At 67.6% G+C, this 13,124-nt stretch carries 14 protein-coding genes; 7 read left to right on the top strand and 7 right to left on the bottom strand.

Annotated features, from left to right (window positions below; genetic code table 11):
- Nucleotides 1-49: 49 nt before the first annotated feature.
- Nucleotides 50-373 carry a NifU family protein gene (locus NATPE_RS10835; RefSeq protein ID WP_006180885.1) on the bottom strand — a complete coding sequence of 108 codons (324 nt, stop codon included), beginning with the start codon at nt 371-373 and terminating at the stop codon, nt 50-52.
- A gap of 105 nt (nt 374-478) precedes the next feature.
- Here NATPE_RS10835 and NATPE_RS10830 point away from each other — a divergent pair, with 105 nt between their 5' ends.
- A complete protein-coding gene (locus NATPE_RS10830; RefSeq protein ID WP_006180886.1) occupies nt 479-1,009 on the top strand; it encodes a DUF7523 family protein in 531 nt (176 codons plus the stop codon).
- 21 nt (nt 1,010-1,030) lie between these two features.
- Here the strand turns inward: NATPE_RS10830 and NATPE_RS10825 are convergent, their stop codons facing one another.
- Nucleotides 1,031-1,435, bottom strand: a complete 405-nt coding sequence (locus NATPE_RS10825) for a winged helix-turn-helix domain-containing protein (protein WP_006180887.1) — start codon at nt 1,433-1,435, stop codon at nt 1,031-1,033.
- Nucleotides 1,436-1,533: 98 nt separating this feature from the next.
- Here NATPE_RS10825 and NATPE_RS10820 point away from each other — a divergent pair, with 98 nt between their 5' ends.
- The 3 genes from NATPE_RS10820 (at nt 1,534) to NATPE_RS10810 (ending at nt 5,082) form a co-directional block, all read left to right on the top strand.
- On the top strand, nt 1,534-2,154 hold the full coding sequence (locus NATPE_RS10820; RefSeq protein ID WP_006180888.1) for a DUF7509 family protein: 621 nt from the start codon (nt 1,534-1,536) through the stop codon (nt 2,152-2,154).
- 91 nt (nt 2,155-2,245) lie between these two features.
- Nucleotides 2,246-3,745 carry a cysteine--tRNA ligase gene (cysS, locus tag NATPE_RS10815; RefSeq protein WP_006180889.1) on the top strand — a complete coding sequence of 500 codons (1,500 nt, stop codon included), beginning with the start codon at nt 2,246-2,248 and terminating at the stop codon, nt 3,743-3,745.
- Nucleotides 3,746-3,852: 107 nt separating this feature from the next.
- Complete coding sequence (locus tag NATPE_RS10810) at nt 3,853-5,082, top strand: PAS domain-containing sensor histidine kinase (RefSeq protein WP_015299045.1); 1,230 nt, start codon at nt 3,853-3,855, stop codon at nt 5,080-5,082.
- Nucleotides 5,083-5,100: 18 nt separating this feature from the next.
- On the opposite strand, the gene NATPE_RS10805 is transcribed toward NATPE_RS10810, so the two are convergent.
- The 4 genes from NATPE_RS10805 to NATPE_RS10790 form a co-directional block, all read right to left on the bottom strand.
- A complete protein-coding gene (locus NATPE_RS10805) occupies nt 5,101-6,162 on the bottom strand; it encodes a presenilin family intramembrane aspartyl protease PSH (protein ID WP_006180891.1) in 1,062 nt (353 codons plus the stop codon).
- Between the two features lie 83 nt (nt 6,163-6,245).
- A complete protein-coding gene (locus tag NATPE_RS10800; protein WP_006180892.1) occupies nt 6,246-6,485 on the bottom strand; it encodes an H/ACA ribonucleoprotein complex subunit GAR1 in 240 nt (79 codons plus the stop codon).
- Nucleotide 6,486: 1 nt separating this feature from the next.
- Entirely contained in the window at nt 6,487-6,768 is a 282-nt protein-coding gene (gene srp19 / locus NATPE_RS10795) for a signal recognition particle subunit SRP19 (protein ID WP_006180893.1), read from the bottom strand.
- Between the two features lie 103 nt (nt 6,769-6,871).
- Nucleotides 6,872-7,987 carry a PGF-CTERM-anchored ABC transporter substrate-binding protein gene (locus NATPE_RS10790; RefSeq protein ID WP_006180894.1) on the bottom strand — a complete coding sequence of 372 codons (1,116 nt, stop codon included), beginning with the start codon at nt 7,985-7,987 and terminating at the stop codon, nt 6,872-6,874.
- Nucleotides 7,988-8,047: 60 nt separating this feature from the next.
- Between NATPE_RS10790 and btuC the strand changes: the two genes are divergently transcribed.
- The 3 genes from btuC to gatE all read left to right on the top strand — a co-directional run bounded on the left by btuC (nt 8,048) and on the right by gatE (nt 12,452).
- Complete coding sequence (gene btuC / locus NATPE_RS10785) at nt 8,048-9,151, top strand: vitamin B12 ABC transporter permease BtuC (protein ID WP_015299044.1); 1,104 nt, start codon at nt 8,048-8,050, stop codon at nt 9,149-9,151.
- Complete coding sequence (locus NATPE_RS10780; protein ID WP_006180896.1) at nt 9,148-10,503, top strand: heme ABC transporter ATP-binding protein; 1,356 nt, start codon at nt 9,148-9,150, stop codon at nt 10,501-10,503. Before btuC ends, NATPE_RS10780 begins: the two co-directional genes overlap by 4 nt.
- An 80-nt stretch (nt 10,504-10,583) precedes the next feature.
- Complete coding sequence (gatE, locus tag NATPE_RS10775) at nt 10,584-12,452, top strand: Glu-tRNA(Gln) amidotransferase subunit GatE (RefSeq protein WP_006180897.1); 1,869 nt, start codon at nt 10,584-10,586, stop codon at nt 12,450-12,452.
- A gap of 36 nt (nt 12,453-12,488) precedes the next feature.
- Here the strand turns inward: gatE and NATPE_RS10770 are convergent, their stop codons facing one another.
- A complete protein-coding gene (locus tag NATPE_RS10770; protein ID WP_006180898.1) occupies nt 12,489-12,971 on the bottom strand; it encodes an Lrp/AsnC family transcriptional regulator in 483 nt (160 codons plus the stop codon).
- Nucleotides 12,972-13,124: the final 153 nt, after the last annotated feature.

Below are 13,124 nucleotides of genomic sequence, written 5' to 3'. Positions count from 1 at the left end.
GGTCGCTCGCGGCAAAAGCGCCGCGGTCGCGATCGGTGGCGCGGCCGGTTCAGAACGGCACGTCGTCGGGCACGTCGGGCCCCGACGATCCACTGGCCATGCCGTCGAACCCGGTGCTGACGTCGACGTAGTCGATCGCGTCGATCTCGGCCGGCAGTCGTTGCTTGATCGCCTGCGTCGTCATCGAACTGACGCCACAGCCGCTACAGGCCCCGGTCAGGGCGATCGAGACGCGCCCCGCCTCGAGGTCGACCTCGGTGATCGCGGACTCGCCGCCGTGGGCCTCGATCTGGGGGAAGTTCCGGCGGAGGAACAGCGACACGTCTTCGCGGACGGCGTCGGCCGGGGACTGAGCCGGTTCGGACTCGCTCATGGGAGAGCCAAGGGACCGGAACGGTATATACTGTCGGACGAATCGATTCTCCCCGAAACTGGGGGAACGGCCTCGAGCCGTCCGAGCGGCGATGGCGGCGACTTTATGATCGCTCGCGACGCCGTCCTCGCTATGTCACTGGCAGCCGAGACGCGACGGACGGTCGATCGCCGTCCGTTCCTCCGGACCGCCCTGCGGGCCGGCGTCGTCAACTACACCGCCGCGGCCCGCTCGCTTCCGATCGAGGGCGAAGCCGACGCGATCGCGACGGCGCTGCGCCGGTACGCCGACGAGTTGCCCGCCCACGAGACCGACTCCCGCGACGTTCGCGTGCGGATGGAAAGCGGCGTTGGGCGACTCGAGGAGGGGGCCGACCGCGACGACGCGCTCGTAACCGTCGGCGACGCGGCCTTTGGCCCCTGCGGCGGCGATTCGACGGCCATCGTCGCGACGGGCGAGGTCGACGCGGCCGCCACAGGGGCCGCCCTCGAGCGACTCGACGTCGAGGGGATCGCGCCGGACGCCGCGGCCGTCGCCGACGGAACGATGATCCTCGTCGTCGATCGACGCGCGGGGGCGACGGCGCTACGGGCGGTCGAAGACGCGCTCGATCGAGTCGACGTCCGGGCCGATTGACCGGGTCCCGACAGTCCGGAGTCAGGCCGCGCTGCTGTCGTAGGCCTCGCCGAAGTCCCACTCGCGCCGGAGGAGTTCTTCGACCCCGTGTTCGAGAATGACCTCGCCGAGGACCGTCGGCCTGTAGTAGGTATAGAGACCGTTACTGTCCCGTTCCGTCCGAACGCGTTTCTCGATAAGACCGACGTCCCGGAGTTTCTCGAGGTGGTAGTGGAGCGTGCTGTCGTCGACGTCCATGACCGAATCGAGTTCCGTCGGCGTCAGTTCGTCCGCGTGGGAGAGTCGGTAGAGGATCTCGAACCGGGTTCGGTTCCCGACCGCGGCCTGCATCTCGAGGTACTCCTCGAGGGAGAGGACGCTTCGCTCCGGGAGGAGATCGTCCGGATCGTCCGGGGCGTCGTCGACTCGAGTGTGTTTCGTCCCCATCGTACCGAGACCTACTCGCTCTCCGTTTTTAGTCTTTGTCAAGCCAACGTTCGCTGAAAACACCCTTATTTATATACTACCCGCGAGTCGCTCGAGGTATGACTCGGGAGATCACCCGGGATCTCATCGCCGATCGGCTCGGAACCGTCGGGTACGACCGGTTTCTGTGCTATCTGATGGGGCCGTACAAATCGTTCAACCTGAACTACGTGTTGACCGACGAGGAACTGCAAGACGTGGCGGTCGAAGACCTGCCCAGCCCCTTTGAACGGCTCTTCCGGAACGAGGACGAGATCGACGAGGCGAAGGCGCTCCTGCGTCGAGTCCAGGGATCGCTCCGGGCGGATCCGGGGGTGAACGCGTTCCTCGCGGTCGACGTCGATATCGATACGGACGAGGTCGATGCGGTGACCCAGAGCATCGAGTACACGCGGTGTGCGAACGCGACCGCGTTCGTCCTGCCGTTTCTCGGCCACAACTTCGGCGTCGGCGAGGAGGCGGGGAGCATTCTCGAGGCCGTCGCGGAGACGGGAAGCGACCGAATCGTCTTCGTTCGCGAGGCGAACGTGACCAGCGAGATGATCCGGTCGGCACGGACTCGATGGGACCTGCGCATCGAGACCTACGAGACGGAAGCGGAACTGATCGAGACGCTACGCCGGTTCGTCGTCACGACGATGAACCGCGAGCGCTTCGGTGACCTCGAGTACCTCGATTGACGCCTGTCCGACTCGACAGTTCGATCCCGGGTAACCGCCGCGTTCGCGGTGCATCACACCGTTTAACTGTCGTCCGGGGGAAGTGAGCCCAATGACCCTGCACGTGACGAACACGTTGACGGGCGAAAAAGAGCCGTTCGAGCCACAGGACCCCGAAAACGTCTTGCTCTACTACTGTGGCCTGACGGTCTCGGACCCGCCACATCTGGGCCACGCCCGCTCGTGGGTCCACGTCGACGTCATGCACCGCTGGCTCGAGCAGCTCGGCTACGACGTGCGTCACGTCGAGAACTTCACCGACGTCAACGAGAAGATCGTCGCCCGCGTCGGCGAGGACGACCTCGGCGCGGACGAAAGCGAGGTCGCCGAGAGCTACGTTCGGCGGACGATCGAGGACATGCGCTCGCTGAACCTCCTGCGCGCGGAGGTCTATCCGCGCGTCTCCGAACACGTCCCCGAGATCGTCGACCTCGTCGAGACGCTGATCGAGAAGGGCTACGCCTACGAGTCCAACGGGTCGGTCTACTTCGACGTCACGAGCTTCGAGGAGTACGGCAAGCTCTCGAACCAGGACCTGACGGAGATCGAGTCTCAGGGGGATCCGGACGAGCGCTCGGAGAAGCGCCACCCCGCGGACTTCGCGCTCTGGAAGGCCGGCGGCGTCGATCCCGACGCCGTCGCCGAACACCGCCACGAGGGCGTCGACCACGGCGGCGACCCGCCCGAGGGCCTGACCTGGGACTCCCCGTGGGGCGAGGGCCGGCCCGGCTGGCACATCGAGTGTTCGGCGATGAGCATGACCCACCTCGGCGAGACGCTGGACATCCACGTCGGCGGCCGCGATCTGGTCTTTCCCCACCACGAGAACGAGATCGCCCAGTCCGAGGCCGCGACCGACCAGCAGTTCGCGAACTACTGGCTCCACTGCGAACTGTTCCAGATGGACGAGGAGAAGATGTCCTCGAGTCTGGGCAACTTCGTCACCGTCGCGGAGGCGATCGACCGCTGGGGGACAAACGTCATGCGGACCTTCCTGACCGCCGGCTCCTACAACAGCCAACAGCTCTACTCCGATGAGACGATCGCCGAGGCCGAAGAGCGCTGGGACCAACTCGAGCGGGCCTACGAGGCCGCCGTCGAAACGCTCGACTCCCCCGCGGCGAGTTCGAAGGCCGAGGACCCGACGCTGCGCGAGGCGGTCGCCGACGCCCGCGAGGCCTTCAGGACCGCGATGAACGACGATTTCAACACCCGGGAAGCCCAGTCCGCGCTGCTGTCGGTCGCGACGGCGATCAACCGCCACCTCGAGGCGGTAGGCGACGAGGGAGCTGACTACCGCGGGCTCCGCCGGGCCGTCGAGGCGCTCGAGGAACTGGGCGGCGTCCTCGGGCTCTCCTTCGACGGGTCGACGACCGGCTCGGCCGAACTCGCCGGCGACGTGGTCGAACTCGTCCTCGAGGTCCGCGAGCGGGAACGCGAGGCGGGCAACTACGAGCGCGCCGACGAACTGCGCGACGAACTCGCGGCGCTGGGGATCGAAGTCCAGGACGCCGACGACGGGCCGACCTATCGGCTCCCCGACGGCGGGTAAGCCAACGGGGACGAGCTGCTCCGTTCTCGGTCCGGGTGGCGTTACAGCACCGACTTCCAGTGGCGACTAGCAACACCGCTCAAGTAGGTCGCGGTCCAGTGGACAGTATGAGTGGCCCAAGCACGGATGCGTTGGTCGCGGCCGGCTTCGACGCGTTGCCCGCACGCGTCGCGATCCTCGACGCGTCGGGGACGATCGTCGACACGAACGAGTCCTGGGAATCGTTCGGCGAGGAACAGGGACTAGCACGGAGCGCGGGTGGCGTCGGGAGTAACTACCTCGCGGTCTGTGAGGCGAGCGACGATCCCGATGCAGTCGAAACTGCACGCGGGATCCGCGCGATCGCCGCCGGCGACAGCGAGTCGTTCCGCCTCGAGTACCCCTGCCACACGCCGGGCGAGGACGGCTGGTACCTGCTGGATGCCAGACCGTACGACCACGGCGGCGAGCGGTTCGTCCTCGTCATGCACGTCGACATCACCGAGCGCAAACTCCTCGAGCGGCGGACGCGAGAACAGGCCGAGCGGATGGAATCGTTCGCCACACTGCTCTCTCACGACCTCCGGAACCCGCTGTCCGTTGCGCTGGCACACGCGGAGATGCTCGAGTTGGACGACGGCGTCGACCTCGGCGACGACAGCGACGAAAACCCGTTGCGCGCCTCGCTCGAGCGCATGGAGTCGATCATCAACGAGGCGTTGCTCCTCGCGACGATCGATACGGTCGAGGAGACCGAACTCCTGGCGCTCTCGCGGGCCGTCGAGACTGCCTGGACCACCGTCCGCACGGACGGCGCGAGCGTCGACGTCGTCGACGACGTCGTGATCCGTGCCGATCCGTCGCTTCTGGCCCACCTCTTCGAGAACCTGTTTCGAAACGCTGTCGAACACGGTTCGACAAGCCCTGACTCGCACACTCGTCAGGACGCCGTCGAGCATGGCTCGACGAACCCTGCTTCGCACGCTCAGCAGAACGCCGTCGAACACGGGGGAGACGGCCCCCGTATCGAGATCGGGGCCCTCGAGTCGACGGCCGCCGACGGGGACCGCGACGACGAGGCGGCGAAAGCGGTCGAGGACGGAACGCGGCCCACGGACTGGTCGGGCGAAGCGGCCGACTACGACGGGTTTTACGTCGAAGACGACGGTCCCGGAATCCCGCCCGACGAGCGCGAGCGGATCTTCGAGAGTGGCTACTCGAGCGCCGGCGGCTCGGGTTTCGGGTTGGCGATCGTCAGCGACGTGGTCGACGCCCACGGCTGGTCGATCAGGGTCACGTCGGGACGAAACGGCGGGGCTCGGTTCGAGGTTCGCGGCGTCACCGTCGTCGACCGATAGGTCGTGGGACGGCTGGGGTCAGAACCCGACCGCAGTCGCGATCGAGACGCCGCTGGCGAGCGCGCCGAGCAGATAGCCCCCGATCGCCCCGCCGTTCAACAGCGGGAGGCCGGCGTGGGCCCGCCCCTCGATCACCATGTACATGAGGACGAGCAAGCCGGCGATCGTCCCCAGCGACGCGCCAAGCGCCGCCAGGTTCAGCGCGAGCCCCGGCACCGCGATCGCCCCGGCCTCGAGGAACGACGCGGCGCTGGCGACCAGCACTGTCGGGATGACGGCGTCGCCCAGTCCGATGAAGAAGGCGTCACGCTCGAGGACGTCGTCCCCGGCCGCCTCGTCGGTCGTGGCTGTCCCATCGTCGTCGACGGTAGCTGCTTCGTCGCCCCCCGCGTCCTCGGGTTCGGCGACCGGCTGGCCGCCGTCGGCGGCGCTTTCGTCCTCGAGGGCGTCCTCGGCACTGCCGGCCGCGAGATAGGAGTACGACAGCGTTGTCGGCACGACGAGGACGACCGGAATCTTGAGGTCCATCACGCCCTCGGCGAGATCGAGCATGTGTTCGGTGCCGTAGACGCTGATGGCGTCGTAGACGGCCAGCACCGAGAGCAACAATAGGGCCGGCAGGAGCCCGAAGCTGATCCCGAAGAGGGCGGCGGCACCGGCTCCCATCACGATCCCCGCGCCGTCGATGACGTACCACTCGGGATACCACAGCAGGGCGGCACCGACAGCCAGCGAGGCGAGGACGGCGAGGGCGTCCGCGACGCCCGCCGGGGCGATCGGCTCGACGAGGGCGGGCACGAGTTCGGCGAAGACGTACCACGAGATCGTCACGCTGACACCGACCAGCAGGAGTCTGATCAGCCCCTCGAGGTCGTACCGGAAGGCGGCGAGCATCAGCGCGGTTGCGACGAGCATGATACCGACGTAAAAGATGCTGTTGGTCGGATCCTGCGGGTTCTCGACGGCCTGTCGTCCCGACTGGTCGAACGGTTCGACCAGTGCCAGGGCACCGATCTGGACGGCGACGAACAGCAGGACCGTCGCGCCGACGGCCGCGAGGATCCGGCTCCGATCGTTCATGCGGCGGGGTTCGAACCCCGCTTATATCGGCTTTTTCACTCGAGGGGCTGGTGGTGACGAGGAGTTTCCGAGAAAAGCGACCGCTACCGCGCGTACAGCGTCGACCCGACCAGTGCGGGCAAGTGGACGCCGTCGTCGGGCGTCACCGCCAGATACGGCCGCGAGACCGGGCCGAAGACGTCGACCACGCGGCCGATCGCCTCGAGGTCGTCGTCGAGGACCGTCGTCCCGATCTCGTCGCGGTGGGCGTCGCCGTCCGTTTCGTCCGCCCGGAGGACCGCGAGGCCCTGTGCGGTGCGGACGACGCTTCCAACCCGGCGCATCTCACTCGCGCATCGCGACGACGTACGCCGCGACGGCTTGAACGAGGTCGTTCTTCGTCGAGTCGTCGGCCCCACGGACGACGACCCGGCCCCGGTCAGCCCAGTGTTCCCGCGAGTAGGCCTTGTCCCGCTCGATCGTGGCGTCGTACCCGATCTGCTGGACGGCCTTCGCGATCTCGTCGACCGTCGGTTCCTCGACCGCCAGATCCTCGGCCACGCGCCGTCCCTCGGCCCGCGAGAGGGCCGCATCGAGATAGGCGGGCCAGATGACGTTCTCGACCATGGGCGTTTCTGTGCGGCCCGGCGAGTAAACCCTTTTCAAAACGATACGTCGGCGCAGCGGGACGCGGCGAATCGAACGGGAGAGAGAGAAAGGACCCGAGACGCTATCGTCGCCGGGCAACGAAGCCGGCGGCGGCCAGCAGGGCGATCAGCGCGGCGGCAGTGCCGAAACCGGGGATAGCGCTCTCGTTATCCCCGTCGCTCTCCGATCCGCCGTCCGACTCGTTGCCATCGTCTCGGTACTCCCCGTCGACCGCCTCGAGGTCGCCTTCGATATCGTCGTACACCTCGGGGTGGACCGCCTCGATGAGCGTGTCGATCGCGTAGACGACGTTGGGGCCGGGTTGGCTCATCGCGTTGTCGTCGACGGCGACGACCTTGCCCTCACTGACGGCGGTCGTCCCCTGAAGGGCGTCCGCCGATGGCGGCGACTCCGTCCGGTCGGGGTAGACGATCCACTCGGGGTTCGCGTCGACGACGACCTCGGAGTTCATCTGCCCCCACCCTTCCTGACCCGTTTCGGCCGCCAGGTTGGTGAGACCGGCCGTCGTCATCACGTCGTGCTGGAACGTCTCCGTGCCGTGGGTGTCGCCGCTCTCGCCGCCGTCGTAGTACGCGAGCGGTGCGGACTCGTTTTCGAGCGCGTTCTCGTAGATCTCGAGGCGCTCGTTCATCCACTGGAGCGTCTCCTCGGCACCGTCGCACTCGCCGGTCACCTGCCCGGTCACGCGGACGTTCTCGCGAACGTCCTCGAGCGAGGTCGCCCGGTCGAGGACGACGACCGTGATCCCGGCGTCCTCGAGTTGCTCGCGGAGGTCAGCATTGCCCAGGGCGATATTTGCGGCGAGGACGACATCGGGGTTCAGGTTGATGATCTCCTCGGCGACGGGAGTCAAGCCGTCGTCGCCGGTGATGTCGGTCCTGTCGCCGGCCTCGAGCGACTCGGTGTACTGGCTGACTGGCATCCCGATGACCGTGTCCTCGGCACCGATCGAGTAGGCGAGTTGTGCGTCGCCCGGATAGAGCGTGACGACCGACTCGGGTTCGTCCTCGATCGTCACGTCCTCGCCGGTCGCGTCGGTCATCGTGCGTGGATAGTCACACTGTACCTCGGCGTCTTGTACGGCTGCTCCAGTCCCGGTTCCGGCGCCGGCCACGGCGGGCCCGATCGCCGAAACAGTGAGGAGAACTGTCAGGATGACGGCTAGCTGTCGTCGCATCCTCAGTACGTCCTCCCCACTTCAACAAATATTTGCCTACTGCAAGCGAGGTTGAGACCGATGCAGCGATCGGTCCGAACGATGGTCTGGTCGGCAGGACTGAGCGGGTTGCTCGTCACCGTCGTCGTCGTCAGCGCCGCCCTCGGACCGGTCCGGATCGAGCCGGCGACCGTCGCGATGGCGATCCTCAACGGCGTCGCCGTCCCGTCCGGGATCGAGGCCGGAACAACGACGCTACCACTGCTCGGATGGCCCGTGCCGGTGCCGGCTCTCGAGTTTTCGTCCGCGTTCTCGTTTCCCGTCGAGGAGACCCACGAGTACATCGTCGTGCAATTGCGACTGCCGCGGATCGTCCTCGCCGCGACGGTCGGGTTCGCGCTCGCCGCCGCGGGGACGGTGATGCAGGGGTTCTTCCGGAACCCGCTCGCTGATCCGTCGATCATCGGCGTCTCCTCGGGCGGTGCGGCCGGCGCGGTCGCGGCCATCGCCTTTCCCGCGCTCGTCCCGTTCGGCAGCCTCCATCTGGCCGCGTTCGTCGGCGCACTCGCGACGGCGTTTCTCGTCTACGCGATCGCGACCGAGGGCGGACGGACGCCGGTCGCGACACTGTTGCTCGCCGGCGTCGCCGTGCAGGCCTTTCTCGGCGCGATGATCTCGTACATGCTCATTCACAGCGGTGACGGCCTCAGGGAAGCCGTCGTCTGGTTGATGGGGAGCCTGGCGAACCGGGGCTGGAACGACGTCGCGTTCGCACTCCCGGTGTCGCTCGCCGGCGCGCTCGTGCTGGCGACGTACGCGCGGGAACTGAACGTCCTCCTGCTCGGCGAGGAGGACGCCCACCACCTCGGGGTCGAGGTCGAGCGGACCAAACTCGTTCTACTCGCGCTCGCGAGCGTCGTCACCGCGGCGGGGGTCGCCGTCACGGGCGTTATCGGGTTCGTCGGGCTGGTCGTCCCCCACATCATGCGGCTGCTCGTCGGCCCGGACCACCGGATCCTGTTCCCGACGAGCGCGCTCGCCGGCGCGTCGTTTCTGGTCGTCACGGACACGATCGCGCGGTGGCCGGCCGGCCCGACCGAGGTCCCGGTCGGCATCGTCACGGCGGCGCTCGGTGCCCCCTTCTTCCTGTTCCTGCTCACGCGTCGGGAGGTGTACTCGGTATGACGTCAGCCGACCGCGGGTCCGGTGCCGACCGCGACCCCGCCCGTGAAGCCGACCTCGAGCCGGCGTCGATCTCGATCGCGAACTGTTCGCTGTCGTTCGGCGACCTCGAGGTCCTCGAGGACATCTCACTGACGATCGAGCCCGGCGAGTTCGTCGGCTTCGTCGGTCCCAACGGGGCCGGCAAGACCACGCTTTTGCGGCTGATCAGCGGCGCGCTCGAGCCCGATTCGGGCTCGATCGAGGTCGACGGAACCGACGTTCACGGGCTCTCCTCGCGGGCCTCGAGCCGGCTCGTCTCGGTCGTACCACAGGACACGACGCTGTCGTTTTCGTTCCCGGTGCGGGATGTCGTCGAGATGGGCCGACATCCACATCGCTCCCGGTTCTCCTCCGCGACGCCCGACGACCGCGCCGCGGTCGAGCGCGCCCTCGAGCGGACCCGGACCGCCGAACTGGCCGACCGACCGATCGACGAGGTCAGCGGCGGCCAGCGCCAGCGAGTCGTGCTGGCGCGGGCGATCGCACAGGAGACCCCGGTCATGCTGTTGGATGAGCCGACCGCGAGCCTCGACGTGAACCACCAGGTCGAGACGCTCGAGTTGGTCCGGGAGCTGGTCGAGGGCGGTCGAACGGTCGTCGCGGCGATCCACGACCTCGAGCTGGCGGCCCGCTACTGCGATCGGCTCGTGTTGCTCGCGGACGGACAGGTCGCGGCGGACGGCCCGCCCTCGAGCGTGTTGACGCGGGAGGCGCTCGCGGATTCGTTCGACGCGAACGCGGTCGTGACGCCGAGTCCGGTGACCGGGACCGAGACGGTGACCGCGTTCGCGGCCGACCGCGAGGCGGGGCCGCTGCCGGACCGGGTCCACGTCTTGGGAGCCGGCACCGCCGCGGCCGGTGTCATCGCCCGCCTCGAGGCCGCAGGCGTCGGCGTCTCGGTCGGCCCGGTCTCGAGCGGCGACGCGGCGGCGGAGACTGCCCACTCGCTCGGCGTCAAAACCGTCGAGACCGAGCCGTTCGCCCGGCCGAGTAGCGCGGAGTTAGAGAGCGTCGAGTCGCTGATTCGGGCAGCCGGGACGGCAGTTCTCGCGGATTTCGTCGTCGGGGCTGGAACCCAGTCGCTGCTCGACCCACTCGACGAGACGGACTCGCTCGTGCTGGTGGAGACGCGGCCGTTCGCCGATCGGAACTTCGCCGGCGGCGAAGCGCGAGAGCGCTACGAACGGTATCGTGAACGCGGGCTCGAGGTGCCGGGCAGTCGCGTCCTCGAGGCGGTGTCGACGGTCGGGTCGGACCGGTCACGATCGCGGTCGTCGCCCCCGGCCGACTCGGCGGAGTCCCCCGACGACTGACGGCGACACCGGCACCGAGTGGACGGGCTGGCGGCGCGGACTGGACGGTTTTTTACCCCTCCGCCACCGAGTGGCCGCCAATGACCGAGTACGACTACGACGAGCTCGGACTCGTCGCCGGGCTGGAGATCCACCAGCAACTCGACACGGCGACGAAGCTGTTCTGTCAGTGTCCGACCGAGCTTCGCGAGCCCGAGGCGTCGACGCGAACGTTTTCGCGCTATCTCCACCCCACCCGGAGCGAACTGGGCGAACTCGACGACGCCGCTGTCGAGGAGAGCATGGTCGACCGCGAGTTCGAGTACCTCGCCTACGACACGACCTGTCTCGTCGAGGAGGACGACGAGCCGCCCCACGAGTTGGACGAGGAAGCCCTCGAGACCGTCCTCGAGATCGCCCAGCTCATGGACATGAGTCCAGTCGACCAGGCCCACGTCATGCGCAAGATCGTCGTCGACGGCTCGAACACGACGGGCTTCCAGCGCTCGTCGCTGATCGCCACCGGCGGCGCGATCGAGACCAGTGCGGGAGCGGTCGGCATCGAAGACCTCATGCTCGAGGAGGAAAGCGCCCAGCGCGTCGAGGAGACCGACGACGGCGTCCGCTACAGCCTCGACCGGCTCGGGATCCCGCTGGTCGAGATCGGGACGAGTCCCGACATCTCGACGCCGGAGCAGGCCCTCGAGGCCGCCGAACGGATCGGCATGCTGCTTCGCTCGACCGGGAAGGTCAAGCGCGGCCTGGGGACGATCCGCCAGGACGTCAACGTCTCCATCGAGGAGGGTGCCCGCGTCGAGATCAAGGGCGTCCAGAGTCTCGACGACATCGACGACATCGTCCGCAACGAGGTGGCCCGCCAGGCCGAACTCGTCGAGATCGCGGCCGAACTGGAGGAGCGTGAGGCGTCGGTCGGCGAGGTGCAGGACGTGACCGAGGTCTTCGAGGACACCGACAGCGGCGTCATTTCGGGCGCGCTGAACTCCGGCGGTGCCGTCACGGCGGTCCCGCTCTACGGCTTCGACGGGATCGTCGGCCGCGAGATCGCCCCCGACCGCCGGCTCGGGACCGAACTCTCCGATCACGCCAAGCGCCACGGCGCGGGCGGGATCTTCCACACCGACGAACTGCCGGCGTACGGCGTCACCGAGGACGAGGTCACCGACCTGCGTGCTGCCGTCGGTGCCGGCCCCGAGGACGCCGTCGCCATCGTCGCCGCCGACACCGAGATCGCGGAATCGGCGATCGAAGCCGCCGCCGAGCGTGCCGAGACCGCGCTCGAGGGCGTCCCCGAGGAGACCCGCGGCGCGAACGACGACGGGACGACCCGCTATCTCCGCCCCCTGCCGGGTGCGGCGCGGATGTACCCCGAGACGGACGTGCCGCCGGTCGAACCCGACCCGAGCGAGGTGCCCGAGCCCGAACTGTTGACCGAGAAGGTCGAGCGGTATCAGGACGAGTACGACCTCGGCGAGGGGCTGGCCGAACAGGTCGCCTACGGCGAGTATATGCCGCTGTTCGAGGATGTCGTCGCCGACGGGATCAATCCCACGCTGGCCGCGACGACGCTCGAGTCGACGCTGACCGAAGTCCGCCGTGACGGCGCGGCCGTCGAGAACCTGACCCGCGACCACCTCGAGGGCGTTCTCCGGCTGGTCGAGGACGGCGACCTGCCGAACGAGGGCGTCCCGGATCTGCTCGCGGCGCTGGCCGAGGAGCCGGACCGGACGGCCGAGGAAGCGGCCGAGGACGCCGGACTCGGCGGAGCAGAGGAGGACGAAGTCCGCGAGGCCGTCGTCGAGGTCGTCGAACGCAACGCGGGCCAAGTCGAGGAGGAGGGCATGCAGGCCTTCTCCGGACTCATGGGCGAGTGCATGGGCGCGCTCCGCGGGAAGGCCGACGGTGACCTCGTGAGCGAACTCCTGCGCGAGGAGATTCAGAAACGAGCGTAACTCGCTCGAGGCGCAGTGCTACCGACGCCGCGGTTCTCACTCGTCGACGAGTTCCTCGAGCAGCGTCTCTAACTCGTAACTCTGGAGCGCGTCCCGTTCTTCGATCGCCGAGATGACGAACGTCGAGTCGGTTCGTTCGACGCCCTCGAGTTGTTCGAACTCGGCGATCAGGCGTTCGACCATGCCGCTGTCGCTCAGGCGTGCGACGACGATGAAGTCCGTCTCTCCCATCGTGAAGTAGACGTTCGTGACCCCCTCGACGGTCAGGAGCCGATCCGCGAACGTCTCGTAGGAGCCCCGATAGTCCGCGTGAACCTCGATCAGGACGGTGACGCCCAGTCCGAGTGCCTCGAGATCGATGTCGTAGCGGTCGTTCTCGATGATGCCCTCCTCTCGGAGGTTGTTGAGACGGTAGTGGATCGTCGAGATCGGAATATCGGTTGCCTCGTGGAGCCGTTCGGGACTTCCCGTCTCGAGTTCGGCGATCGCCTTGAGGAGGCGCACGTCGCGTTCGTCCATGTGGACGAGGTTCGGCCCCGACCAACATGTGTTTTCCGGCTTATGTAATTGTATATTTCTTCAACTACTGGACGATTATCGGCGTCCAACTCGAAATGAATTCATATGTGTGGTTCTTGATTCTCAAAACACCGCTCGATTGTAGAAGGGTCT

This window comes from Natrinema pellirubrum DSM 15624 (assembly GCF_000230735.2).
GTDB lineage: Archaea > Halobacteriota > Halobacteria > Halobacteriales > Natrialbaceae > Natrinema > Natrinema pellirubrum.
This window is presented reverse-complemented; position numbering and strand designations above follow the sequence as displayed.

Excerpts from the sequence above, each read along its gene's own strand:
- NATPE_RS10835 (WP_006180885.1), bottom strand. The coding sequence starts at position 373 with ATGAGCGAGTCCGAACCGGCTCAGTCCCCGGCCGACGCCGTCCGCGAA.
- NATPE_RS10830 (WP_006180886.1), top strand. The coding sequence starts at position 479 with ATGATCGCTCGCGACGCCGTCCTCGCTATGTCACTGGCAGCCGAGACG.
- NATPE_RS10825 (WP_006180887.1), bottom strand. The coding sequence starts at position 1,435 with ATGGGGACGAAACACACTCGAGTCGACGACGCCCCGGACGATCCGGAC.
- NATPE_RS10820 (WP_006180888.1), top strand. The coding sequence starts at position 1,534 with ATGACTCGGGAGATCACCCGGGATCTCATCGCCGATCGGCTCGGAACC.
- cysS (WP_006180889.1), top strand. The coding sequence starts at position 2,246 with ATGACCCTGCACGTGACGAACACGTTGACGGGCGAAAAAGAGCCGTTC.
- NATPE_RS10810 (WP_015299045.1), top strand. The coding sequence starts at position 3,853 with ATGAGTGGCCCAAGCACGGATGCGTTGGTCGCGGCCGGCTTCGACGCG.
- NATPE_RS10805 (WP_006180891.1), bottom strand. The coding sequence starts at position 6,162 with ATGAACGATCGGAGCCGGATCCTCGCGGCCGTCGGCGCGACGGTCCTG.
- NATPE_RS10800 (WP_006180892.1), bottom strand. The coding sequence starts at position 6,485 with ATGCGCCGGGTTGGAAGCGTCGTCCGCACCGCACAGGGCCTCGCGGTC.
- srp19 (WP_006180893.1), bottom strand. The coding sequence starts at position 6,768 with ATGGTCGAGAACGTCATCTGGCCCGCCTATCTCGATGCGGCCCTCTCG.
- NATPE_RS10790 (WP_006180894.1), bottom strand. The coding sequence starts at position 7,987 with ATGCGACGACAGCTAGCCGTCATCCTGACAGTTCTCCTCACTGTTTCG.
- btuC (WP_015299044.1), top strand. The coding sequence starts at position 8,048 with ATGCAGCGATCGGTCCGAACGATGGTCTGGTCGGCAGGACTGAGCGGG.
- NATPE_RS10780 (WP_006180896.1), top strand. The coding sequence starts at position 9,148 with ATGACGTCAGCCGACCGCGGGTCCGGTGCCGACCGCGACCCCGCCCGT.
- gatE (WP_006180897.1), top strand. The coding sequence starts at position 10,584 with ATGACCGAGTACGACTACGACGAGCTCGGACTCGTCGCCGGGCTGGAG.
- NATPE_RS10770 (WP_006180898.1), bottom strand. The coding sequence starts at position 12,971 with ATGGACGAACGCGACGTGCGCCTCCTCAAGGCGATCGCCGAACTCGAG.